The following is a 22,412-nucleotide window of genomic DNA, read 5'->3' as shown; positions in this document are numbered from 1 at the left end:
TGAATTCACCCGGCGACCCGACGTACCGGATCGACCGTCCTTTCGATCAGCAGGTCACTGCGCGGATAAGTCCGGCAGGCCAGCGCATAGCCCTGCTCGCGCTCCTCGGGGGTGACCCGTGCCACGCTGGTGGGGCCGCGATGGACCTCGCCTGCGAGCACACGGATCTTGCACACGCCGCAGCCCCCGCCACGGCAACCCACTTCGATGCAACGTCCGCCCTGGCGCTCCATTGCCGCCAGCAGCGACTCGCCTGGCTGGCCGTGAAAGCTTTCGCCGCTGGCCAGGCAAATCCGGTATCCCTCGTCCATGGGCGTGGCTCCCGGTTCAGGTCATTACCGTGAGGAAGCGTTCGTTGAGCATGCGGCTGTGGTAGAAGATCGCCTTGCCCAGGTCCTGCTCGCGCCAGATCACCGGCTTCTGGTCCGGGTAGTGCACGTCGCCACCGGCGAACACCTCGTTGCGGTTGCCGGAGGGGTCGAAGAAGTACATCGACTGACCATGGGTGATGCCGTGGCGGGTCGGGCCGACGTCCAGAGAGGTGTCGGTCATCGACAGCAGGTCGCCGGCGCGCAGCAGGCCTTCCCAGCTTTCCAGCAGGAACGCAGCATGGTGGAAGGCACCGGTGTTGCCGTCGCCGACGAAGGCGATGTCGTGGGCCTTGATCGACAGCGACATCCAGTCGGCCACGCTCTCGCCATCGGCGCCCACCACCTGCTCGGTGACGTGGAAGCCCAGCACCTCGCAGAACAGCTCGCGGTTTTCCCGCAGGTTGCCGCCGTGCAACTGGCAGTGATCGAAGGCAGTCACGCGCATGCCGCGCAGGCCACGGGGCCAGGCTTCCGGGTTGATCTCCCGCAGGCCCCATTTGCCGGTGTATTCCTTGTCGGCGTAGAGCTCGATCCAGTGCCCGGTGGGGCACAGGAAACGCACCCGGCGACCGCAGAAATCCAGTTCGCCGGCGGGAATCTGCTCGACCTGGCAGCCGTAGGCTTTGAGGTCTTCGGTGAGGGACAGCAGGACCTGCTCGTCGCGGACCTTGAAGCCCATGAAGTCCATGCCCGGCGCGGCGGCCTGGACCAGGACCACGGAGAAGCGGTCGGTTTCGGTCCAGCCCTTGAGGTAGACGCGGCCCTGGGCGTCCTGGTGGGTGACGATCAGGCCCAGCAGCTCGACGTAGTGCTTGAGTGCCTGGGCCATGTCCATGACGCGGATCTGGACGTGACCGGGGCGGAGGATGCCTTTTCTCATTGCTTCACCTGTTGTTGTTATGGGTGCGGATCACTTGCAATCATTGTGGGAGCGGCTTTAGCCGCGATCGGCGGCGCAGCCGTCGTAAAACCTGAATCCGCGATTTGTCCGGTATACCGGGAATACAGGTTGCGTGGCCGCTGCGCGGCCAATCGCGGCTAAAGCCGCTCCTACCGGAATCCCGGATCAGCGGCCGGCGGCAATCCGCTCGGCACAGGCCAACGCCGCCGAGGTCATGATGTCGAGGTTCCCGGCATAGGCCGGCAGGTAATGCGCAGCGCCTTCCACTTCGAGGAACACCGAGACCTTGAGCCCCTGCCGCCAGCCCAGCCCCGGCACATTCACCGGGGCCTCCAGGTCTTCGAACTGCACCGCCTGCTTGAGCCGGTAGCCCGGTACATAGGCCTGCACCCGCTCGACCATGGCCTGGACGCTGGCCTCGATCGCGTCGCGGTCCGCCGGCTCGCACAGCACGAACACGCTGTCGCGCATGATCGGCGGTGGCTCGGCCGGGTTGAGGACGATGATCGCCTTGCCCCGCTCGGCCCCGCCCAGTTGCTCGATGGCGCGGCTGGTGGTTTCGGTGAACTCGTCGATATTGGCGCGGGTACCGGGGCCGGCGGAGCGGCTGGCGATGGAGGCGACGATCTCGGCGTAGTGCACCGGCGTCACCTGCGACACCGCCCTGACCATGGGAATGGTCGCCTGGCCGCCGCAGGTGACCATGTTGAGGTTTCCGGCATCGAGCTGGTCGTCGAGGTTGATCGCCGGAATCACATAGGGGCCGATGGCCGCCGGGGTCAGGTCGATGACCCGTACCCCGCGGGCCTGCAGCGCTTCGTTGTGGCGGGCATGGGCCTGGGCCGAGGTGGCGTCGAAGACGATGGCGATGTCGTCGAAGCCCGGCAGTTGCAGCAGGCCGTCAAGGCCGCCGTCGGTGGTCGCCACGCCCAGGCGGCGGGCCCGGGCCAGGCCATCGGAGGCCGGATCGATGCCGACCATCGCGGCCATTTCGAGGTGCTGGCCGTGGCGCAGCACCTTGATCATCAGGTCGGTGCCGATATTGCCCGAGCCGATGATCGCCACTTTGCTGCGTGTGGAGGTTGCGTTCATGGGATTCCCTGTCGTTGTCATTGTTCAGGAACCCGGACGTTCAGCGTCCGCGTTGCTTGGCGGTCTGGCCGGCGATACCGAAGTCGCTGGCGGGAATCTCGTTGATGATGACCCGCACCGACTCCAGCGGCGCGTCCAGCGCCTCGACCGCTGCCGCCGACAGCGCCTGGATCAGGCGCGCCTTCTGTTCCTCGCTGCGACCGGCAATGAGGTGGACCTGCATGATGGGCATGTGACTGTTCTCCGCGAACTTCAGACAAAACGCATGGATACGCTGCCCAGATGCTGGAAGCGCACGTTGATGTTGTCGCCGGCTTCCACCGCCACCGCTTCGGTGACGCCACCGGTGAGGATCAGGGTGCCGGCGGGAATGTCCCGACCGCGCTCGCCGAGCAGGTTGGCCAGCATCGCCACGCTCTGTGCCGGATGGCCGAGTACCGCGGCGGCCGAGGCGGTGGCGACGATGCGACCGTTGCGCTCCATGACCACGCCAAGGTTGCGCAGGTCGAGGCCCTGCACCGGCAGCGGCTGGCCGCCGAGCACATAGCGCGCCGAGGAGGTGTTGTCGGCGATCACGCTTTTCAGGTCGAAGCGGAAATTTTCGTAGCGCGAGTCGATCACCTCCACTGCCGGCAGGACGAAGGCGGTGGCCGCTAGTACGGCGCCGACATGGCAGCCCGGCCCGGACAGCGGTCTGGAGGTTACAAAGGCGATTTCCGCCTCGACCTTGGGATGGATCAGCCCGGCGGTCTCGATGCTGCCGCCATCAGGCACCGAGCCGTAGTCGGTGATAAACCCGTGGATAGGATCGACCACGCCCATCTGGCGCATCTTGGCATGGGAGGTCAGGCCCATTTTCAGGCCGGCGATGCGCACGCCACGCTGCTCCTTGATCGCGCGGATGGCGTCCTGGATGGCGTAGGCGTCCTGCCAGTCCATGTCCGGATAGTCGTCGGTGATCTTGTGCACCGCGGTCACCGAGCGCTCGGCGTTTTCCAGGTGGCGGGCCAGGTGTTCGATGGTCTGGGTATTCAGTGGCATGTGAGGCTCCCTAACTCAGATGAAACGCACGCTGGCCGAGCCGATACCGCCCAGGCTCATGCGCAGGTTGTCGCCGGCCTTGACCGGCACCATGGCGGACAGCGCCCCCGAGAGGATCACTTCGCCGGCCTTGAGGCCCCTGTCGAAGCGGCCCAGGGTGTTGGCCAGCCAGGCCACGGCGTTGGCCGGATGGCCCAGGGCTGCGGCGCCGGCGCCGGTGTGGGCGATCTCGCCGTTGAGTTCGAGGGTCATGCCGGTGAGGCACAGGTCGATGGCGTGGGGCGATACCGCCGCGTCGCCGAGCACGAACAGCCCGGACGACGCGTTGTCGGCGATGGTGTCCTGGATAGTGATCTTCCAGTCGCGGATCCGCGAATCGACGATCTCGAAGCACGGCATCACGCATTCGGTGGCCCGCAGCACATCAGCCAGGGTCACGCCGGGGCCGGACAGGTCGCGCTTGAGCAGGAAGGCGATCTCGCCCTCGGCCTTGGGCGCGATCAGGCTGGTGGCAGCGATGGCGGCGCCGTCTTCGCGAAGCATGGCGCTGGTGAGGTGGCCGAAGTCCGGCTGGTCCACCTTGAGTTGCTTCATCACCGCGTCGCTGGTGACGCCGATCTTCTTGCCGATGATGGTCTCGCCGTCGTCTTCCTGGCGCCGGGCCAGCACCCGCAGTTGCAGGGCGTAGGCCTGTTCCAGGGTCAGTTGCGGGTAGTGCGCGGTAAGCGGCTCGATCGGGCGGTTGTCCTTGAGTGCGCGGTACAACTGCTCACTCAGCGCTTCGAATTGTGTTGACTGCATGGTTACCTGCCATGGATGCCGTTGAGTGGCCCGCCACTAGGGCCTGTACGAAAAGCCTTGATACTCGGTGATGCTACGTTGAAAACAGCCTCGGAATGCTCATTGACAACCAGTCAACGTCGAGCGCGACCCCGGCCGTTCCTCGGCTGTTTTCGCCTTGCCTGACCTTCGTCTCAAGGCTTTTCATACAGACCCTAGAGCGGCGGTGCTGGGATCCAAAGTAAGGCGGCGCAACAATGCAGTCCAATACTGTATAGTCACCGATCAATGCATCTGGCGCATCGTTGAATATCACGGGGATCGGGCGGCACATGGAAATCAGGCAATTGCGTTACTTCATCGCCGTCGCCGAGGCGCTGAACTTCAACCGCGCGGCGGAGCGGGTACACATTTCCCAGTCGGCGCTCAGCCGGCAGATCCAGCAACTGGAAGACGACCTCAATGCGGTCCTGCTGGAACGCACCTCCAAGCGCGTAGCGCTGACCGAGGCCGGCGAAGCCTTCTATCACCATGCCCAGCGCATCCTCGGCGAATTGCAGTTCGCTGCCGAGGAATCGCGGCTGCTGTCGTCCGGCCAGCGCGGCACCCTGGCCATCGGCATCTTCGGCTCGTCGATCCTCGACCTGATCCCGCAGGTGCTCAAGCGCTTCACCAGCGCCTACCCCAACGTCCACGTATCGCTGCACCCGATGGACAAGGACGCGCAGATCCAGGCCTTGCGCGAGCGCCGCCTGACCATCGGTTTCAACCGCCTGGTGCCGCTGGAGCCGGACCTGGAGCAGGAGGAAGTGCGCCAGGAGCCGCTGATGCTGGCCCTGGGCGAAGGCCATCCGCTGGCAGGCGTTGACTGCATCGACCTGGAGCAGATCCTCGACCAGCCGATGATTCTCTACCCCCGTGGCGTGCGCAGCAGCCTGGCGCTGCAGATCCGCGAGATGTTCGGCGAATACGGCGCCCAGCCGCGCATCGCCCATGAAGTCACCGACGTCACCACCGCCATCGCCCTGGTGGGCGGCGGCATGGGCCTGAGCATCGTGCCGCGGGCAGCGACCAACCTGCGGCTGCCGGGGGTGATCTATCGTCAACTGGCCTGCCGCCGGCCGTCGCAGATCGAGTTGGTGTGCCTGTACCGGCGTGGCGACCAGTCGCCGGTACTCCAGGGCTTTTTGCAGATCCTGCGGGCCTTTCGCGAGAACCAGCCATGAACAAGATCGACCAGTACCTCCAGGCCGCCGTCCGCGACAACACCCGCCGCAGCTACCGCTCGGCCATCGAGCACTTCGAGGTGACCTGGGGCGGCTTCCTGCCGGCCACCGCCGACAGCATCGCCCGCTACCTGGCGGATTTTGCCGGCGAGCACTCCATCAATACCCTGCGCCAGCGCCTTGCCGCGCTGGGGCAGTGGCACGTCAGCCAGGGCTTTCCCGACCCGACCAAGGCGCCCATGGTGCGGCAGATGCTCAAGGGCATCCGCGCCCTGCACCCGGCCCAGGAACGCCAGGCCGCGCCGCTGACACTGGAGCACCTGCAACGCACCATCGGCCACCTCGAACAGCGCGCCGAACAGGCCCGGCTCGCACAGGCGTTGCCCGACCTGCTGCGTGCCCGGCGCGATGCCGCACTGCTGCTGATTGGCTTCTGGCGCGGTTTTCGCGGCGACGAACTGGCGCGGCTGCGGGTCGAGCATATCCAGGCCCAGGCCGGCGGCGGCATGCAGTTGTACCTGGCACAGAGCAAGGGCGACCGCCAGGGACGCGGGGTCACCCATCGCATGCCGGCGTTGAAGAGCCTGTGCCCGGTACAGGCGTATCTGGAGTGGATCAAGGTGGCGGGCATCGCCCATGGCCCGGTGTTCCGCAAGCTGGACCGCTGGGGCAACCTGGGTGAGGAGGCGTTGAACAGCGGCAGCCTGATCGCCCTGCTGCGACGGATCTTCGCCGGGGCCGGGCTGCCAGCCGAAGCCTACAGCGCCCACTCGCTGCGCCGCGGCTTCGCCACCTGGGCCAGCAGCAACGGCTGGGACACCAAGGCACTGATGAGCCATGTGGGCTGGCGGGATGTGAAATCGGCGCTGCGTTACGTGGACGCCAGCGCCTCCTTCGGTGAACTGGAACTGACCGCGCCGCTGATCGTGGCGCTACCGCCTGCCGAGTGAATCAGCGGCGACTGCTGTTCCACAGGCGGATGACATCGCCGGCGCGCTCCGCCAGCAGCGTCGCGGCGTTGGCGCAGGCCTGTTGCAGGGTCATCGGGCCGCTGGTGGCGGCGAAGGCGGCAGCAATGCCGTGGGCGTACAAGGCCTGATAGCCCTCGCCCAGGGTGCCAGCGATCACCACCACCGGCACACCATGGCGCCTGGCGACACGGGCCACACCGAAAGGCGTCTTGCCGCGCAGGGTCTGGGCGTCGAAGCGGCCTTCACCCGTAATCACCAGATCGGCGCCTTGCACGGCGGCTTCCAGCCCGGCCAGCTCGGCCACCACCTCGATCCCCGGGCGGAACTGCGCATCGAGGAACGCCCTGGCAGCGAAGCCCATGCCGCCCGCAGCGCCGCAGCCGGGGAAATCACGCACGTCGCGACCCAGTACCTGCGCGCAGTGGTCGGCAAAGTGACCCAGGGCGTGGTCGAGCAGCTCCACTTGCTCGGGGCTCGCGCCCTTCTGCGGGCCGAAGATTGCCGAGGCACCGTTACTGCCACACAGCGGGTTGTCGACGTCGGCTGCCACTTCCAGGCGAACGCCGCTCAGGCGTGGGTCGAGGCCACTGGCGTCGATACGGGCAACCTGTGACAAGGCCAGGCCGCCCTCTTCCACTGCCGCGCCCTGGGCATCGAAGGTGCGCAGGCCGAGCGCCCGGAGCATGCCGCTGCCGGCGTCGTTGGTGGCGCTGCCGCCGATGGCGAGGATGATCCGCTGGGCCCCGGCATCCAGCGCCGCACCGATCAACTGGCCGGTGCCGAAGGTACTGGTGCGGCAGGCGTCGCGCTGCTCCAGGGTGAGCAGTTGCAGGCCGCTGGCCTGGGCCATTTCGATGATTGCGGTGCGGCTGTCGCCGAGCCAGCCCCACTGGGCGGTGACCGCTTCGCCCAGCGGGCCGCGCACGCTCAGGCTGCGCTGTTCGCCGTGGCAGGCGGCGACGATCGCCTCCATGGTGCCTTCGCCACCGTCGGCCATGGGGCAGCAGACCAGTTCAGCGCCCGGCAGCACAGCGGCGATGCCGCTGGCGATGGCGGCAGCGACCCCTTCGGCGCTGAGGCTGTCCTTGAACGAGTCGGGGGCGATGACGATTTTCATGGGGGGCTCCTGTTCCAGATGCCTGCATGCTGCCAGTTGCGGCCAGGGCGGGCCTCGGTCGAGTGCACAAGTTCGGTGGCGGGTTGTTTGTTCACTTGGACAAAATGGAGCTGCAAGCTACAAGCTGCAAGCTACAAGTAGAAGCAGTGCGCGGTGTGGCTTGGAGCTTGCGGCTTGCGGCTTGCGGCTTGCGGCTTGCGGCTTGCGGCTTGCAGCTTGCAGCTTGCAGCTTGCAGCTGATCATGCCGGCAAGAGCTGCAAGCCGAGGTAGAGGCTGAGCATGCCCTCCAGTCGCAGCGGATCCACGCCGCTCAACTCGCCGATCCGCTCCAGCCGGTAACGCAGGCTGTTGCGGTGGATGCCCAAGGCCTCGGCACAGGTCTGGCTCTGGCCGTCGTGAGCGCACCAGGCGCGCAGGGTGGAGAGCAACTGGCCGCTGACATCCTTGGCCCGAATCCGTTGCAGGGGCTCCAGCAGTTCGTCCAGCGCATCGTCCTGGCGATGCCGCCACAGCAAAGCCGGCAGACGATAACGGGCCAGGGTCAGCAGGCGCTCGCCGGGCAGTACCTCGCGACCGTAGGCCAGCAGGTCGCGCACGCGGCGATAGCCCCGGCGCAGTTTTTCAACACCATCGGCTGTGCCACCCACCGCCACCCGCTGAACCTGCCAACCCTGGCCGTGGAGTTTGTCCAGCAGGCGCTGTTCGTCCAGCACCAGGCTCGCCGGACGGCACCACAACAGCGACTGCCGGGCCGGGCTGACGCACCAGCTGTCCGGATAACGCTGCATCAGCCACACCGACAAGGCCTCCGCTCCAGCCCCCTCGCCCAGTTCGAACAGGCAGGGAATCCGCGCCAGTTGCGGCTTGAGCCCCAGTTGCCGGGCCTCGTCCACCAGGCGCGGGGCATCGCCGGTGCCGCCCAGCAGCAGGGCCAGCAGGTCGTCGCAGCGCTGCCGCCGCCATTGCTGTTCCACTTGCAGGTGACGCTGGGCCAGGAGCATTTCGGCGGTCATCCGCACCAGTTCGGCATAGGTCCGCAGTTGCTGCGGCTCACCGGTGATGCCGAGCACGCCGATCAGCCGGCCATCAAGCATCAGCGGCAGGTTGACGCCGGGCTGAACGCCCTTGAGGCATTTCGCGGCTTCGCTGTCGATTTCGACGATGCGCTCGTTGGCCAGTACCAGTTGCGCGCCTTCGTGACGGGTGTTGATGCGCGGGGATTCGCCGCTGCCAAGAATCAGGCCCTGGCTGTCCATGACGTTGACGTTGTACGGCAGGATGGCCATCGCCCGATCGACGATATCCTGCGCCAGGTCATGGTCGAGTTCGAACATGCGGAATTCCTTGAGGGTCTACGGTTGGGTCTGCGGCGCCGGGCAGGGTCTTGGTCCATGGCACAGTGACATACCGCAAATGCTGTGCAAAAGCACAAAGACAGGGCTTTGCGGCTGGTCGAGACTCATCGGCAGCGCCCGCCTCGACGCGGAAACGCCGCACAACCATAACAACAGAGAGAGAACCATGTCATCCAGCCCTGCCCTTGACCAAGGCCACGACGTCAACCGCGACGCGCTGTACCGGCGCATCACCCTGCGGCTGATTCCCTTCATCTTCATCTGCTACCTGTTCAACTACCTGGACCGGGTCAACGTCGGCTTCGCCAAGTTGCAGATGCTCGATGCGCTGAACTTCAGCGAAACCATCTACGGCCTCGGCGCCGGGATCTTCTTCATCGGCTACGTGCTCTGCGGCCTGCCCAGCAACCTGGCGCTGAACCGCTTCGGTCCACGGCGCTGGATCGCCCTGATGATGATTACCTGGGGCACGCTGTCGACCTGCCTGCTGTTCGTCACCACGCCGACCCAGTTCTACGTGCTGCGGCTGTTTACCGGTGCCGCCGAGGCCGGCTTCTTCCCCGGCATCGTCCTGTACCTCTCGCAGTGGTTCCCGGCCCAGCGTCGCGGGCGCATCATGGCCCTGTTCATGTCGGCGATCCCGGTTTCCGGCCTGCTCGGCGGGCCGTTCTCCGGCTGGATCCTCAACCACTTCGCCACAGGCCAGGGCGGCCTCGCCGGCTGGCAGTGGATGTTCCTGATCCAGGGCCTGCCCACCGTGGTGCTGGGCTGCATGGCGGTGTTTCTGCTCAGTGACGGCTTCGCCAAGGCCGGCTGGCTGAGCGCCGCCGAACACAAGGCGGTGGCCGATGACCTCGCTGCCGACGCGGCAGGCAAGCCGAAGGCCGTCAGCGACAGCCTGATGTCGGTGCTGACCAACCCGCTGATCTGGACCTTCGGCTTCGTCTACTTCTGCATCCAGAGCGGCGTGTACGCCATCAATTTCTGGCTGCCGTCGATCATCAAGAACCTGGGCTTCAGCGATGCCCTGCTGATTGGCTGGCTGAGCGCCATTCCGTACCTGCTGGCCGGGGTGTTCATGCTGCTGGTGGGCCGTTCGGCCGACCTGCGCAACGAGCGCCGCTGGCATTTGGTCGTGCCGATGCTGATGGGTGCCGTTGGCCTGCTGATCGCAGTCAACTTCGCCCACAGCCCGGTAATCGCCATCCTCGGCCTGAGCATCGCCACCATGGGCGCCCTCACCGGCCTGCCGATGTTCTGGCCGATGCCCACCGCCCTGCTCACCGCCGGCACCGCCGTGGCGGGTCTGGCGATCATCAACTCGGTCGAGCAGATGGCCGGTTTCCTCAGCCCGTACCTGGTGGGCTTCATCAAGGACCAGACCGGCTCCACCGACGCGGCGCTGTACTCGCTGGCGGGGTTGATCGTGTTGGGTAGCCTGGTGGCGTTGCAGGTTTCCCGGCAGCGCGGAGCCCGCCATGTAGTCGGGGCCTGACAGGGCCTCATCGCCGGCAAGGCCGGCTTGTATGGTAGGACTTGAAGGGAGGAGAAGGGACAAAGCCAGCTTCTGACTGTTCGCGCAGTACAGACCGTGGGAGATCTCGCCCCTCCTCCTTTCACCCAAGCGCCGATAAAGAATCCTTCTGGCTCACAACCGACGAAAGATACAAGCCTGCGCCTCTGGGTGGCCCTTCAAGCCCTCAAACCATATCCGGGAAGAAAGCCCAATGGCAATGCCAGTTACTGTTTTACAGCCGATTGTGGGTGTGGACGTCGCCAAAGATGAGTTGGTGATTTACCACGCCGAGTCCGATGAGCTGGAGACCATTCCCAATAACAAGACATCCATCAAGAATTGGCTCAAAGCGTTGCCGGGAAAAGTAGCTGTCGCCATCGAAGCGACCAATATCTATCACTTGATGTTCGCTGATCTCGCTCATGAGTTCGGCTGCACGATTTACATGGTGGGTGGCTATGAACTGAGCCACTACCGCAAAGGCGTGAATATCCGCGCCAAGACCGACGCGCTGGATGCCCGGCTGCTTGCTCGGTATCTCAAGAACGAGGGCCAGGAGCTACGTCCGTGGAGCCCGCCCTGCACGCTCTATCGTCGCATTATCAGCCTTTTCCGCCGTCGTGCTGCAGTGGTCCAGGCGCGCGTCAGCCTCAAACAGAGCTGGGCCAATGAACCCCTGCTCAAGAGGGCAATAGGGGGCCAGCTTAAAGCCATGGCGCGATTAGAAGCGCTCATTGAAAAAACCATCAATAACCAGTTGAAAGAGGCCGGATTGGCGGAGCAATTGGAGCGTTGCATGAAAGTTGAAGGTATCGGTTTGTTGACTGGCGCTCGTTTGCTCACCGCCTTTCAGCGAGGAGACTTTCGAAACTCGGATGCCTTTATCGCATTTCTGGGACTGGACCTCCGGGTCTCCAAGTCGGGCCAGAAAGATGGACGTCGCAGTTTGTCCAAGCGCGGTGATCCTGAAGCTCGTCGCCTGTTGCACAACGCTGCAATGTCGGCCCGTCGCACTGCTGCTTGGAAAGAGGTTTATGAGGGATACATAAGCAAAGGATTCCGCACTACCCAAGCCTTGGTGATGCTCGCTCGCAAGCTTGCTCGCGTGGTATTCGCCCTGTTGAAAGGACAGGGCGAATACCGACCAAAAGTCAGCTAATGGGCTTCCCGAAAACCATAGAATCTCCCACAGGCTGTGCATGGACCATGACCCTGTGTGAGCTGGCCGCACGGCGCTCCGCTTGCCAGCGATGCGTTTCCCCCGTACAAAAGTCCATTCACCTATCGCGAAGGGGCTTTCGAATCATGATCTACCGATCTCTGGGCCGCAGTGGCCTGCAAGTCTCCCCTCTGACCCTGGGCAGCATGATGTTCGGCGAGCAGACCGGTACCGAGGAGGCGCTGCGCATCATCGACAAGGCCTGGGACCAGGGCATCAACTTCATCGACACGGCAGATGTCTACAACGCCGGACGCTCGGAAGAGATCGTCGGCGAAGGCATCGCCCGCAACCGCCATGACTGGGTACTCGCCACCAAGGTCGGCTACGGCCCTGGCGACGGTGTGCCGAACCGCAGCGGCCTGGGCCGCAAGCACCTGTTCAATGCCGTGGAGGCCAGCCTGACCCGGCTCGGCACCGACTACATCGATATCTATTACCTGCACCGCGAAGACCACACCACCCCGCTGGACGTCACCGTCGCCGCCATCGGCGATCTGCTGCGCCAGGGCAAGATCCGCCACTGGGGCGTGTCCAACTTCCGTGGCTGGCGCATCGCCGAGATCTGCAACCTGGCCGACCGCCTTGGCGTGCCCAAGCCCGTGGTCAGCCAGCCGCTGTACAACATTGTCAACCGTCAGGCCGAGACCGAGCAGTTCGGCGCCGCCAGCTTCCACGGCCTGGGTATCGTGCCCTTCAGCCCCCTGGCCCGCGGCGTGCTCAGCGGCAAGTACGCCCCCAACGCCGAGCCCGAGGCCGGCAGCCGCGCGGCGCGCCAGGACAAGCGCATCCTCGAGGTGGAGTGGCGCCAGGAGTCGCTGGGCATCGCCCAGCGCATCCAGGCCTACTGCGCCGAAAAAGGCATCGGCACCGTGGAGTTCGCCATCGCCTGGGTACTCAACAATCAGTTGATCAGCTCGGCCATCGTCGGGCCGCGTACCGAAGCCCAGTGGGACACCTACGGCGGCGCCCTGGACGTCAGGATCACCGCCGAGGACGAGGCCTTCATCGATTCGCTGGTCACCCCCGGCCACGCGTCGACCCATGGTTTCAACGATGTCGCCCACTTCGTCAGTGGACGTCTGCCGCGCTGACCTCGCTCTTGAGCAAGTGGCTGATGGCAGCCTTGAGCTTCATCGGCCGCACGGGCTTGTGCATCAGGGTGTGGCCCAGCTCGCGCACCTGTTGCTTGAGTTCGTTGCTGTAATTGGCGGTGATCATCAGCGCCGGCAGGGGCGATACCCGCTGCGCATTGATCGCCGCCACCGCTTCGAGGCCATTGCGGTCGTTGTCCAGGTGGTAGTCGACGATCAGCAGGCCGGCGTCGCTGCGGTCGGCGGGCAGTTGCCCGGCCAGATCCTCCTCGTTCACCGCGGTCACCACCTGGCAACCCCATTGCTCCAGTAGCGTACGCATGCCCGCGCAAATCGCCGCGTCATTGTCCAGGACCCAGATCCGCGCCCCTTCCAGACGCTCCAGCAACGGCAGCACCAGCGGCTGCGGCGCCCTGGCCCTTGGCGCCTGCCGGCTCAGCGGCACTTCTATGGAAAACACCGAGCCCTTGCCGGGTGTCGAACGCACCTGAATGCGATGGCCGAGCATACCGGCGATCTTTTCCACGATCGCCAAACCCAGGCCCAGTCCACGGTCCTGATCAGGGCGCTGGGAGTCGCCCCGCTTGAACTCCTGGAAGATTTCTTCACGCTTGTCGGCCGGGATGCCGATACCGGTGTCCCAGACCTCGATGGACAGGCGCCGTCCACGTCGCCGACAGCCCAGCAGCAAGCGCCCCTGGGGCGTGTAGCGGATGGCATTGCTCAGCAGATTGCGCAGGATCCTTGCCAGCAACTGGATATCGCTGCGCACCCGCAGCCGGGTGGGCACGTAGTGCAGGCGCAAGCCCTCGCTGACGGCGGTGGCGGCATATTCGGCGGCCAGGTTGTCGAGCAGGTCGCTGACGGCGAAGGTGGCGACATCGGCCTTGATCACTCCGGCATCCAGCTTGGAAATGTCCACTAGCGTGCCCAGCAGCGATTCCACGTCATCCAGGGCGTTGCTGACGTTGCGCACCAGCGCCGGGCTGCTGCTCTGCTCCTGCAGCGCACTGGTGAACAAGCGGGCGGCGTTGAGCGGTTGCAGCAGGTCGTGGCTGACCGCAGCGAGGAATTTGGTTTTCGACAGGTTGGCCTGCTCGGCCTTCTGCTCGGCGCGGCGACGTTCTTCGATTTCCCGCAGCAACTGGTGGTTGAGCTGGGTCAGTTCGGTGGTGCGTTCGCGCACCCGCACTTCCAGGTGCTGATAGGCCTGGTGCAGCGCTTCGGCGGTACGCCGGCGCTCGGTGATGTCGCGGATCATCACGAAGATGCCCACCACCTCGCCACTGGGCAGCCGGTTGGGCACGTAGGAGCGCAGCATGTAGCGTTCCTGGCCGTGGGCGTTGGTTTCGGCGAACTCGAAGGTGACGCTCTCCCCGGCCAGTGCCTGGGCGATATAGGTTTCCAGGCGCTTGTAGTGCTCGGCGCTGTGCACATCGCGCAGGCGCTGGCCGAGCATTGCCGAATGCGGCCAGCAGTACCATTGCTCGTAGACCTTGTTGGTGAACTCGTAGACCAGGTCGGCGTTGAGGTAGGCGATCAGTGCCGGCACCTGGTCGGTGATCAGGCGAATCCAGCGTTCGCTCTCGCTCAGGGCTTCGGCATGCTGATAGCGCTCGGTGATATCGGTGAAGGTGTTGACGAAGCCGCCGGTGGGCAACGGATGGGTACGCACCTCCAGCATGCGCCCGTCGTACAGGCGCTGTTCCAGTTCACGCACCGGCCGGCCATTGGCATCGCGGGTCGCCGGGGTCAGCAGCGACAGCTCGCTGTCGCCGATCACGTCGGCGAACTGGCGGTGGGCGGCGATCGGGGCCAGGCCGCTGAGTTCGAGGAAACGGCGGTTCCACAGTTCCAGCACGCCATCGGCGTTGACCATCGCCACGCCCTGGGACAGGTTGTCCACCGCCCGCTGCAGCAGATGCGATTTCTGCGCCACCGCTTGCTCGCGTCGCTGGGTCTCGCTCTGCTTGACCTCGGTGATGTCGGTCAACAGCACCACCCGCCCGCCCCCCTGGGTCGGGCGTTCGCTGGCCTGCAGCCAGCGCCCGTCCTTGAGGCGGTAGAGCAGGTTTTCGTCGTTGATATTGCGTGGTTCCTCGGTGAACAGGCCGGTGCGCAGCATCAAGCGACGCACCTCCGACAGGTGCATGCCGCTGATGATGCGAATCCGGCTGTTGGCCCAGAGTGCCTTGAAACGCTGGTTGAACAGCACGATGCGCAGGTCCGGGTCGAACAGCACGAAGGCATCGGAAATGCTCTCGATGGCATCCACCAGGTACTGGTGGGCGGTTTCCGCCCGCAACCGGGCATCGCTGAGCAGGTGGTTGCTGGCCTTGAGTTCGGCCATGGCCTGGTTGAGGGCGTCGGTGCGCTCGCGCACCTGCTCGGCCAGGGTCACCGAGTGCTGGAACGCCGCGTAAGGGTCGTCCGGGCGCGCCGCCCCCGATTCCAGTCGCTCGATCAGCGCCGCATTGATGCGGCCGAGCTTGTGGTTTTCATGGCGCAGTTGCTCGATCAGGCGCCGCGCTTCAGTCAAATCGCCGGGCACGGGACCGTCCGATGGCAACGCCGGTGAAGGTCTGGTTGATGTGCATGCCATTGAACTGTTCTCCATAGGAGTTGAAACCCACCACCGCATGCCGGCGCAGGATCGCTTCGACCTGCTCCGACTCCGGCTGGCCGTCCAGCTCCAGGCGTCGCAGGAAGCAGTCGCAGCCGATGGTCAGCAGCAATGAACCGAGGCGTTCGCACAGCCCGTCGAACAGCGCGTCGAGGTTCGGCACCAGCGGCCCCGGGCTCATGGCGGTCAGGACGATGCCGTTTTCCACGGCGCAGTAGAAGCTCAGGCTCAGGTCATCGTGGACGCGCTGGATGGCGCGCACGTAGTAACGCTCGTTGATGCGCACCGCCAGCGGGTGGGCGGCGAACGTGAGCAGGCTGAGCTGGTCCACCGGTACGCCGATCAGATGCGCGTATTCCAGGGCGGCGGGCTCGGCGTTCAGCTCGTAGACCCGGCGCAAGGTGGGGTCGGCGCGGGTCACCACCAGCTTTTCCGCGCGGGGCTGGATGTGATGGGTGGTGAAGACCTCGAAGTCGAGCCAGGTATTGACCAGCAGCACCACGGCGGCGCTGCTGTGGAAGGCACCATCGTAGTAGACGTGGGTGTGGTTCAGGTAGTTGTCGTCGCCGGCCGAGCCACCGAAATGGGGAATGTCGCCCAGGGCGGCATTGAGGGCGGCCAGCAGCATCTCCTCGCGACTGGACAGGCCGTCGAGCAGGGTCAGGGCAAAGCTGTGGCCCTTGATCGGCGCCAGGGTATTGCCGCGGCATTCGTTGACCAGCCGTTCGACGCAGCGCTGGGCATCGATCAGGCTGAAGTCGTGCATCGGCGCGATCAGTTCGGCGGCAATCGAGAACTGCCGGTAATCGAAACCCAGCGCGGTGATGCAACCCCGGCCGTAGCCTTGCGGGGTTATTTCGCCGGCGCTGGTGCAACCGGCCAGGTGGATGCCGCCAAAACTCTCCTGCAGTGCCCGGGCCAGGGCCGGGAGGTCGTATTCGGCGGAACAGAAAAACAGCACGAAGCCCAGGTGCGGGTGCATCAATTGCCGGGCGAGGTCCTGGGCGGCCTCTTCGGCGATGACGGCGCGGGATACGGCACTGAGGACGCCTTCGGCGTTGGACTGCGGCATAAGCAGCCTCCAGCGTAGGGGGAATGGATGCCGGCAGTGTACGAAGGGCGGGGATGAGGCCGAATGCTACTTGGGTAGTGGGTCGTGGTGGCTTTGGTTGTAGATCACGGCCGCTGGGCGTAGCGCTGCGCCAGCACCGCGCACACCATCAACTGGATCTGGTGGAACAGCATCAACGGCAGGATCAGCGCACCCACCGCCCCGCCGGCAAACAGCAACTGGGCCATGGGCACGCCGGTGGCCATGCTTTTCTTCGAGCCCGCAAAGAGGATGGTGATGCGATCTTCGACCGTGAAGCCCAGCCAGCGCCCCAGTGTCTGGGTGCAATACAGCACCAGCGCCAGCAAGCCGCAGCAGACCAGCGTCAGCCCCAGCAGATGACTCAGCGGCACCGACTGCCACAGCCCACTGACCACCGCGCCGCTGAACGCGGTGTAGACCACCAGCAGGATCGAGCCCTGGTCCACCGATTTCAGCCAGCCGGCGTTGCGCGCCACCCAGGCGCCGATCCAGCGTCGGGCCAGTTGTCCTGCCACGAACGGCACCAGCAGTTGCAGGACGATGGCGTACACCGCCTCCAGGCTCGAACCGGTATCGCCTTCGACACCCATCAGCAGCATCACCAGCAACGGCGTCAGGACGATCCCCAGCAGGCTCGACGCCGCTGCGCTGCAGATCGCCGCGGGCACATTGCCCCGGGCCAGCGAGGTGAAGGCAATGGCCGATTGCACCGTCGCCGGCAACGCACACAGGTACAGCACGCCAAGGTACAGGGCATCGCCCACCAGCGGCAGGATCAGTGGTTTGAGCAGCAGCCCCAGCAGCGGAAACATCACGAAGGTGCAGGCGAACACCAGCAGGTGCAGGCGCCAGTGCCCCGCCCCGGCGATCACCGCCTCGCGGGACAGCTTGGCGCCATGCAGGAAGAACAGCAGGCCGATGGCCAGATGGGTCAGCACCTCGAAGAACGTCGCCGTGGCGCCCGACGCGGGTAGCCAGGTGGCGATGGCCACCACTGCGAGCAAGGCCAGGGTGAAATTGTCGAACAGCAACCTCAGGTGTTTCATCGCACATTCCGGCTTGTTGTAGTGAAGGTGGGCCAGACGATAAGGTGTCTGGCAATTTCCGACTAACGCCAGAACACCACAAATGTCTTCCAATGGACAAAACCCGACCCGCCTCGAGCACCTGAGCACCCTGCCACGGCCGCTCTACGGCCAGCACGCCAGCCTGCCCAATGTTGCCCTGGACTACCGCCATCGACATCCGTGGAACCAGTTGTCCCATGCACTGCACGGCGTGTTGCAGGTGCACACCGACCATGCCCGCCTGGTTGTGCCACCCCACCGTGCGGTCTGGGTGCCGGCCCATCTGGCTCACCGGGTCACCTGCAGCGCAGACGCCTGCATTCGCAGCCTCTACCTCGACCCGGCGCTGGCGTTGTGGCCGGGCGAGCAGTGCCGGGTGATTGCGATCGATCCACTGCTGCGCGAACTGATCCGTGCCTTTGGCGAACTGCCGGTCGACTATGACCTGGAAGGCGCCGACGGCCGCCTGGCCGCGGTGCTGGTGGACCGTCTGCGCCTGGCCGAAGAACTCGACCTGGTGTTGCCGCAGCCCCGTGATCCGCGCCTGCGGGCCTTGTGCCGCAAGGCCCAGGCGCGCCCCCACGCAAGCATCGGCCTGGGCGATGCCAGTGAAAAAGCCGGCGTCAGCGAAAAGACCCTCAGCCGCCTGTTTCTCAAGGAAACCGGCATGACCTTCCGCACCTGGCGCCAGCGCATGCGTCTGGTCAGCGCCCTGCCCGCCCTGGAGCGCGGCGAACGGGTGACCGACGTGGCCCTGGCCTGCGGCTACGAATCGCTGTCGGCGTTCAGTGCCGCGTTCGGCAAGCTGTTCGGGCTGACGCCGGCGGAACTGGGGCGCGAACGCCGGCCTTGAGCGGCAGCTTGCCGCAGGTGCCCTGGCCGGATGCTTGCTATGCTGCGCCCCGATCGACATTTCCGACTGACCAGCTCAAGGATTCGACCTGTGAAAGCTGCCCGCGTACTACTGCTGAGCCTGCTGCCCTTCATGACCAACGCCGCCGAAGTCGGCGACACCCTCGCGCCCTTCACCCTGAACGACCAGCACGACACCGCCTTCACCCTCGAAGCCAGCACCCGGGTGCTGTTGGCCGCCGGCGATATGGACGGTGCCAAGCTGGTCAAGGCCGCGCTGGCCGAGCAGCCCAAGGGCTATCTGGAAGCGCGCCACGCCGTGTTCGTCGCCGATATCCAGCGTATGCCGGCGCTCATCAGCAAGCTGTTCGCCGTACCGGCGATGCGTGACTACAGCTACCGTGTGGTGCTGGACCGCGAAGGCCAGGTCGTGCCGCAGTATGCGGTGGCCGAAAACCAGGTGCTGTTGCTGCAACTGGACAACGGCAAGCTGGTGCAGAAGCAGTCCTTCAGCGACGCCGACGCACTGCGCAAGGCCATCGACGCCCTGCCGCAAGGCTGACTCAGGCACGCAGGCCGCGATCGACATACCAGGTCAGCGGCAACGTCAGCAGCAGGATCGCCGCCAGCACCATCAGGGCAAACGGCACCCCGCTGGCGTCCCCCAGCCGCCCGAAGACGATGGGCGCCAGCGCCCCGCCACCGATGGTGCCGGTGTAGAACAGGGCGAACGCCTGTTCACGCCGCCCTGGCGCCGCCAGCTCGGGCACCACGCCGTACAGCACCGAGGAGGTGCCATTGAGCACCAGCCCCAGCAACGGCAGCATTACCATCAATGGCTGCAACGGCAGGAACACCGCCGCGACCACCAGCGCCGCCGTCAGCGACTCGGTAAACCACACGGTCTTGAGCAGGCCGATGCGCGCGCCGAGGTAACCGCACAGCAGCTTGCCGAACGCGCCGCCGATGAACAGCAGGGTCAGCGCCAGGCCGATGCCGGCCGTACCGGCGCCCTTGTCGGTGAGCAGGAACGGCAGGAAGGTAAGAAAGCCCATGCGCACCGCGCTGTCGAGAAAACCGGTCGCCAGCAACGCCCGCAGGCCGCCCACCGAACCCGTACCTTCATGTTGCCAGGCCTTGCCGGACGCCGCCGCATGGGCGGCCGCCCCACGGGGGATCAGCAGGTACATCGCCAGGGCAGCCAGCAGACCGAGCACACCCGCGAGGGTCACGCTCAAGCGCCAGCTCATTACCGTCAGCGACACCCCGACCAACGCCGGGATCAGGGTCTTGCCGATATCGCCGGCAAAGTTGTACTGCGACAGCGCCTGCTTGACCGGCGCACCGGGCTCGTGGGTGTCGCTGACCAGCGAAGACGCCAGCGGGTGCTGGGTACTCGCGCCCAGTCCTCCCAACACCAGCGCCGCCAGCAGCGCAATCAGACCGCCCGCCTGCCCTGCCAGCAAATACGCCACGCCAATCAGCACGGTGCCACCGATCAGCAGTCGCTCGCGGCCGAAACGCCGGGCAGCGCGGCTGGCCAGCAACTGGAAAGCGGCCATGGTCGCCGACCAGGCACCGCGCAATACGCCGATCTGCGCGTAGCTCAGGCCGAACTGCACCTGCCATATCGGCAGCAGCACGTAGATCAGATCGGTAAGGCCGTCGTGCACCGCATGAGCGCCGCAGGCCGCCAGCAAGGCACGGCGGCGCGGGGCAGGTTCAGCGACGGGGGACGTCGCTGGCATTACGGCATCGTTGGGGTTGGGCATGGTCACGGCAGTCCTTGCAGCAGAACCACCATTAAAACAGTAACAAGATGTTAACGCGACCGGCGCGAACGCCTGCCCTGCTAGCCCGGAATCTCCGGCTCAACCAGTGCCGCCAACTGGTTCAGCGAGTCCTGCCAGCCCAGGTAGCAGCCCTCAAGGGGAATCACTTCAGGCAGGCCTTCCTGGACGATATGCACCTCAGTGCCACAGGACACCGACTTGAAGGTGATGGTCGCGATGATCTCGCCGGGCAGGTTGGGGTCGTCGAAACGGTCGGTGTAGCGAATGCGTTCGTTAGCCAGCACCTGCTGGTACTCGCCGCCGAAGCCGTGGGACTGGCCCGTGGAGAAGTTTTCGAACGACATCCGGTAAGTGCCGCCTGCCTGGGCATCGAGGTGACCGACATGGCAGGTGAAACCGTGGGGCGGGAGCCACTTGGCCAGGGCGTCGGCGTTGACGAAGGCGCGGTAGACCCGCTCGACGGGGGCCTTGAACACACGGTACAGGCGGACGGTGTTGCCACTCATGGTCGATCTCCTGTTCGGGTTACGGGGTGTAACCAGTCAAGTCGAAGACCGCGAGAGCGTCCAGCCGTCCGCGCTGCGTCTTCGCTCAGCGTTCGTCGTCGAAGTGGTCGCTGACCAGGATCGCCCGTGCCAGCTCTTCATCGCTGGCCTGCAGGCCGGGGTTGTCCTGGCGGACCTTCTGCATCACCGACTCCAGGTAGGCACCACGGATCTGGCCACCGCTGGCCACGAAGCTGGAGGCTTCATCCCGTGCCGGCACCACTAGCTTGTGGTCCTTGAAGGTTGAATAGAGCGAAGCGGAAACACCCGCCGAGGTGGCGACATCACCAGCATCGACCCGGGCCAGCGCCGTGCCGAAAGGCAGGCAGAGCAACAACGAAGAAACGAGCAATGTACGCCGCATGACGGAATCCTCCGGAAATGACAGGTATTACTCAGTCTAGGATGCGCAGGGTCAGTCAGGAGTTCCGTCGGACGAGCAGAAAGCCATTAATGACAGCAGCCAATAACTTGATCAGGCGATCAAGAACAATTGTTCTGCAACTTTGTATACCAAATACTTTTCTAAAGATTTATACAGAGGTCGCCGATAGAGGGTCGATAGCAAGTTGCCACTAATTAGTCCGACTGTGTTATCTGCCTTTCGCCTGCATGGATGTACCTCACGATGAAAATAAAGAACAAACTCATACTGGCCTTCGTGCTCGTGGCTTTTATCCCGGTCAGCTTGGTCGGCGCGCTTTCTGTGCTGAACATTCGCAGCGATGCCGTAGACCAGTTCGTGGAAAGCAGCACCCGTGAAATTCGTCAGATCGATGGAAACATGCGGCAGTTCTTCGATGGTACGTCGCAGAACGTCGAACAAATGGCAAAAGATCCCGTATACAACTCTGTCACAAACCTGAAACATTACCTCGGTACCGATGCCCCCAGCCAACCGCTGCCTCCCTCGGCAAAAGAAGTGATCGAACAGTTTTCCCGGTATGGCGCCACTCACCCGGCGGCGGCGATCCTGTCCATCGGCCTGGAAGACGGCAGCTATGCCAAGTGGCCGGATGACCCGCAACTGGCCAACTACGACCCGCGCACCCGCCCGTGGTACAAGGCGGCCATGGCCAGCCCGCAGAAGACCGTGCGCACCGCCGCCTATTACTACGACAAGGACGCCGTGGCCCTGGTGGGCACGGCGCGGGCGATGCTCGACGATGCCGGCAAGGCCCGGGGCGTGTTCGTCGTCAGTGTGTCGCTGAAGAACCTTGCCGAGCTGATCCAGAGCATCCGGCTGGGCGACAGCGGCTACGTCATGCTGGTGGAAGACGGCACCGTGCTGGTCGATCCTCGCGATGCCAGCCACAACTTCAAGAAACTCGCCGACCTCGGCGCGCCCTACGCGCACCTGGCCAACACCGCCCAGGGCTTCACCGAAGTGGAAATCGACGGCAAGCGCTACATGGCCAACGTCTGGACCTCGCCCGGCCTGGGCTGGCATTTCATCGGCCTGATCGAGCACCAGGAGGTGATGAGCACCGCGACCCGCATGACCTGGCTGACCGCCGCCATCGTCATCCTTCTGGCGCTGGTGTTCGCCGGCGTAGCCGCCGCGTTTTCCCGGGTTATCGTCAAGCCGATCGGCCAGGTCAGCACCGGCCTGCAGTCCATCGCCGAGGGCGAAGGCGACCTGCGCCGCGACCTGCAGGTGCAAGGCAAGGACGAAACCGCCGAACTGGCGGGCTGGTTCAACAAATTCCTTGCCGCGATCCGCCAGCTGATCCAGCACATCGGTGCCGCCTCCGG

22 protein-coding genes and 1 pseudogene are annotated in these 22,412 nt (G+C 65.0%); 8 read left to right on the top strand and 15 right to left on the bottom strand.

What is annotated here, in order from left to right; genetic code table 11:
• Positions 1-5: 5 nt before the first annotated feature.
• The 6 genes from AC05QJ_RS16740 to AC05QJ_RS16715 form a co-directional block, all read right to left on the bottom strand.
• Positions 6-311, bottom strand: a complete 306-nt coding sequence (locus AC05QJ_RS16740) for a 2Fe-2S iron-sulfur cluster-binding protein (RefSeq protein WP_476742436.1) — start codon at positions 309-311, stop codon at positions 6-8.
• A 16-nt stretch (positions 312-327) separates the two neighbouring features.
• The gene (locus tag AC05QJ_RS16735) at positions 328-1,251 is read right to left on the bottom strand and encodes a catechol 2,3-dioxygenase (RefSeq protein WP_476742435.1); all 924 of its coding nucleotides are present in this window, start codon (positions 1,249-1,251) and stop codon (positions 328-330) included.
• Positions 1,252-1,437: 186 nt separating this feature from the next.
• Positions 1,438-2,364: an acetaldehyde dehydrogenase (acetylating) gene (locus AC05QJ_RS16730; RefSeq protein WP_476742434.1), complete on the bottom strand. Its 927-nt coding sequence runs from the start codon at positions 2,362-2,364 to the stop codon at positions 1,438-1,440.
• Positions 2,365-2,404: 40 nt separating this feature from the next.
• Positions 2,405-2,596: a tautomerase family protein gene (locus AC05QJ_RS16725; protein ID WP_476742433.1), complete on the bottom strand. Its 192-nt coding sequence runs from the start codon at positions 2,594-2,596 to the stop codon at positions 2,405-2,407.
• 20 nt (positions 2,597-2,616) lie between these two features.
• The gene (gene dmpH, locus AC05QJ_RS16720; protein WP_476742432.1) at positions 2,617-3,405 is read right to left on the bottom strand and encodes a 2-oxo-3-hexenedioate decarboxylase; all 789 of its coding nucleotides are present in this window, start codon (positions 3,403-3,405) and stop codon (positions 2,617-2,619) included.
• Between the two features lie 15 nt (positions 3,406-3,420).
• The gene (locus tag AC05QJ_RS16715) at positions 3,421-4,206 is read right to left on the bottom strand and encodes a fumarylacetoacetate hydrolase family protein (RefSeq protein ID WP_476742431.1); all 786 of its coding nucleotides are present in this window, start codon (positions 4,204-4,206) and stop codon (positions 3,421-3,423) included.
• A 311-nt stretch (positions 4,207-4,517) separates the two neighbouring features.
• On the opposite strand from AC05QJ_RS16715, the gene AC05QJ_RS16710 reads away from it, so the two are divergent.
• Positions 4,518-5,411, top strand: a complete 894-nt coding sequence (locus AC05QJ_RS16710; protein ID WP_476742430.1) for a LysR family transcriptional regulator — start codon at positions 4,518-4,520, stop codon at positions 5,409-5,411.
• Positions 5,408-6,361 (top strand): site-specific integrase, encoded by a 954-nt coding sequence (locus AC05QJ_RS16705; RefSeq protein ID WP_476742429.1) that lies wholly within the window; start codon positions 5,408-5,410, stop codon positions 6,359-6,361. Before AC05QJ_RS16710 ends, AC05QJ_RS16705 begins: the two co-directional genes overlap by 4 nt.
• Position 6,362: 1 nt before the next feature.
• On the opposite strand, the gene AC05QJ_RS16700 is transcribed toward AC05QJ_RS16705, so the two are convergent.
• Both AC05QJ_RS16700 and AC05QJ_RS16695 read right to left on the bottom strand, forming a co-directional pair.
• The gene (locus tag AC05QJ_RS16700; RefSeq protein WP_476742428.1) at positions 6,363-7,499 is read right to left on the bottom strand and encodes a glycerate kinase; all 1,137 of its coding nucleotides are present in this window, start codon (positions 7,497-7,499) and stop codon (positions 6,363-6,365) included.
• A 240-nt stretch (positions 7,500-7,739) separates the two neighbouring features.
• Entirely contained in the window at positions 7,740-8,834 is a 1,095-nt protein-coding gene (locus AC05QJ_RS16695; RefSeq protein ID WP_476742427.1) for a sugar diacid recognition domain-containing protein, read from the bottom strand.
• A gap of 187 nt (positions 8,835-9,021) precedes the next feature.
• Between AC05QJ_RS16695 and AC05QJ_RS16690 the strand changes: the two genes are divergently transcribed.
• The 3 genes from AC05QJ_RS16690 (at position 9,022) to AC05QJ_RS16680 (ending at position 12,684) form a co-directional block, all read left to right on the top strand.
• Positions 9,022-10,350: an MFS transporter gene (locus AC05QJ_RS16690; protein ID WP_476742426.1), complete on the top strand. Its 1,329-nt coding sequence runs from the start codon at positions 9,022-9,024 to the stop codon at positions 10,348-10,350.
• Positions 10,351-10,582: 232 nt separating this feature from the next.
• A complete protein-coding gene (locus tag AC05QJ_RS16685; RefSeq protein WP_476742354.1) occupies positions 10,583-11,530 on the top strand; it encodes an IS110 family transposase in 948 nt (315 codons plus the stop codon).
• 146 nt (positions 11,531-11,676) lie between these two features.
• On the top strand, positions 11,677-12,684 hold the full coding sequence (locus tag AC05QJ_RS16680; RefSeq protein ID WP_476742425.1) for an aldo/keto reductase: 1,008 nt from the start codon (positions 11,677-11,679) through the stop codon (positions 12,682-12,684).
• Here AC05QJ_RS16680 and nahK read toward each other — a convergent pair.
• The 3 genes from nahK to AC05QJ_RS16665 all read right to left on the bottom strand — a co-directional run bounded on the left by nahK (position 12,662) and on the right by AC05QJ_RS16665 (position 17,446).
• Entirely contained in the window at positions 12,662-15,286 is a 2,625-nt protein-coding gene (gene nahK / locus AC05QJ_RS16675; protein ID WP_476742424.1) for a hybrid sensor histidine kinase/response regulator NahK/ErcS', read from the bottom strand. The two genes, AC05QJ_RS16680 and nahK, sit on opposite strands and share 23 nt — an antisense overlap.
• Positions 15,216-16,379, bottom strand: a complete 1,164-nt coding sequence (gene nosP / locus AC05QJ_RS16670) for a nitric oxide-sensing protein NosP (protein WP_476742423.1) — start codon at positions 16,377-16,379, stop codon at positions 15,216-15,218. Before nosP ends, nahK begins: the two co-directional genes overlap by 71 nt.
• Positions 16,380-16,483: 104 nt before the next feature.
• Positions 16,484-17,446 carry a bile acid:sodium symporter family protein gene (locus AC05QJ_RS16665; RefSeq protein ID WP_476742422.1) on the bottom strand — a complete coding sequence of 321 codons (963 nt, stop codon included), beginning with the start codon at positions 17,444-17,446 and terminating at the stop codon, positions 16,484-16,486.
• A gap of 82 nt (positions 17,447-17,528) precedes the next feature.
• Between AC05QJ_RS16665 and AC05QJ_RS16660 the strand changes: the two genes are divergently transcribed.
• Both AC05QJ_RS16660 and AC05QJ_RS16655 read left to right on the top strand, forming a co-directional pair.
• Positions 17,529-18,320, top strand: a complete 792-nt coding sequence (locus tag AC05QJ_RS16660) for an AraC family transcriptional regulator (protein ID WP_476742421.1) — start codon at positions 17,529-17,531, stop codon at positions 18,318-18,320.
• Between the two features lie 90 nt (positions 18,321-18,410).
• Positions 18,411-18,881 (top strand): FAD/FMN-containing dehydrogenase, encoded by a 471-nt coding sequence (locus AC05QJ_RS16655; protein WP_476742420.1) that lies wholly within the window; start codon positions 18,411-18,413, stop codon positions 18,879-18,881.
• 1 nt (position 18,882) lies between these two features.
• Here AC05QJ_RS16655 and AC05QJ_RS16650 read toward each other — a convergent pair whose 3' ends face one another.
• The 4 genes from AC05QJ_RS16650 to AC05QJ_RS16635 form a co-directional block, all read right to left on the bottom strand.
• Positions 18,883-20,091: an MFS transporter gene (locus AC05QJ_RS16650; protein ID WP_476742419.1), complete on the bottom strand. Its 1,209-nt coding sequence runs from the start codon at positions 20,089-20,091 to the stop codon at positions 18,883-18,885.
• Between the two features lie 80 nt (positions 20,092-20,171).
• Positions 20,172-20,618, bottom strand: a complete 447-nt coding sequence (locus AC05QJ_RS16645; protein ID WP_476742418.1) for an SRPBCC family protein — start codon at positions 20,616-20,618, stop codon at positions 20,172-20,174.
• An 85-nt stretch (positions 20,619-20,703) separates the two neighbouring features.
• A complete protein-coding gene (locus AC05QJ_RS16640) occupies positions 20,704-21,021 on the bottom strand; it encodes a DUF2388 domain-containing protein (protein WP_476742417.1) in 318 nt (105 codons plus the stop codon).
• A gap of 111 nt (positions 21,022-21,132) precedes the next feature.
• A complete protein-coding gene (locus tag AC05QJ_RS16635; RefSeq protein ID WP_476748046.1) occupies positions 21,133-21,483 on the bottom strand; it encodes a hypothetical protein in 351 nt (116 codons plus the stop codon).
• On the opposite strand from AC05QJ_RS16635, the pseudogene AC05QJ_RS16630 reads away from it, so the two are divergent.
• Positions 21,442-22,371: pseudogene (locus AC05QJ_RS16630) on the top strand (cache domain-containing protein); the annotation flags it as partial. The gene AC05QJ_RS16635 and the pseudogene AC05QJ_RS16630 overlap by 42 nt on opposite strands.
• Positions 22,372-22,412: the final 41 nt, after the last annotated feature.

The organism is Pseudomonas sp. TUM25319 (assembly GCF_056388475.1).
This window is presented reverse-complemented; position numbering and strand designations above follow the sequence as displayed.

Bases quoted from the DNA above. Each gene is read 5' to 3' on its own strand.
- AC05QJ_RS16735 (WP_476742435.1), bottom strand. From the start codon at position 1,251: ATGAGAAAAGGCATCCTCCGCCCCGGTCACGTCCAGATCCGCGTCATG.
- AC05QJ_RS16640 (WP_476742417.1), bottom strand. From the start codon at position 21,021: ATGCGGCGTACATTGCTCGTTTCTTCGTTGTTGCTCTGCCTGCCTTTC.
- AC05QJ_RS16665 (WP_476742422.1), bottom strand. From the start codon at position 17,446: ATGAAACACCTGAGGTTGCTGTTCGACAATTTCACCCTGGCCTTGCTC.
- AC05QJ_RS16695 (WP_476742427.1), bottom strand. From the start codon at position 8,834: ATGTTCGAACTCGACCATGACCTGGCGCAGGATATCGTCGATCGGGCG.
- AC05QJ_RS16685 (WP_476742354.1), top strand. From the start codon at position 10,583: ATGGCAATGCCAGTTACTGTTTTACAGCCGATTGTGGGTGTGGACGTC.
- nosP (WP_476742423.1), bottom strand. From the start codon at position 16,379: ATGCCGCAGTCCAACGCCGAAGGCGTCCTCAGTGCCGTATCCCGCGCC.
- AC05QJ_RS16645 (WP_476742418.1), bottom strand. From the start codon at position 20,618: ATGAGTGGCAACACCGTCCGCCTGTACCGTGTGTTCAAGGCCCCCGTC.
- AC05QJ_RS16690 (WP_476742426.1), top strand. From the start codon at position 9,022: ATGTCATCCAGCCCTGCCCTTGACCAAGGCCACGACGTCAACCGCGAC.
- AC05QJ_RS16710 (WP_476742430.1), top strand. From the start codon at position 4,518: ATGGAAATCAGGCAATTGCGTTACTTCATCGCCGTCGCCGAGGCGCTG.
- AC05QJ_RS16715 (WP_476742431.1), bottom strand. From the start codon at position 4,206: ATGCAGTCAACACAATTCGAAGCGCTGAGTGAGCAGTTGTACCGCGCA.
- AC05QJ_RS16740 (WP_476742436.1), bottom strand. From the start codon at position 311: ATGGACGAGGGATACCGGATTTGCCTGGCCAGCGGCGAAAGCTTTCAC.
- AC05QJ_RS16705 (WP_476742429.1), top strand. From the start codon at position 5,408: ATGAACAAGATCGACCAGTACCTCCAGGCCGCCGTCCGCGACAACACC.
- AC05QJ_RS16680 (WP_476742425.1), top strand. From the start codon at position 11,677: ATGATCTACCGATCTCTGGGCCGCAGTGGCCTGCAAGTCTCCCCTCTG.
- nahK (WP_476742424.1), bottom strand. From the start codon at position 15,286: ATGGCATGCACATCAACCAGACCTTCACCGGCGTTGCCATCGGACGGT.
- AC05QJ_RS16725 (WP_476742433.1), bottom strand. From the start codon at position 2,596: ATGCCCATCATGCAGGTCCACCTCATTGCCGGTCGCAGCGAGGAACAG.
- AC05QJ_RS16650 (WP_476742419.1), bottom strand. From the start codon at position 20,091: ATGCCCAACCCCAACGATGCCGTAATGCCAGCGACGTCCCCCGTCGCT.
- AC05QJ_RS16660 (WP_476742421.1), top strand. From the start codon at position 17,529: ATGTCTTCCAATGGACAAAACCCGACCCGCCTCGAGCACCTGAGCACC.
- AC05QJ_RS16730 (WP_476742434.1), bottom strand. From the start codon at position 2,364: ATGAACGCAACCTCCACACGCAGCAAAGTGGCGATCATCGGCTCGGGC.
- AC05QJ_RS16700 (WP_476742428.1), bottom strand. From the start codon at position 7,499: ATGAAAATCGTCATCGCCCCCGACTCGTTCAAGGACAGCCTCAGCGCC.
- dmpH (WP_476742432.1), bottom strand. From the start codon at position 3,405: ATGCCACTGAATACCCAGACCATCGAACACCTGGCCCGCCACCTGGAA.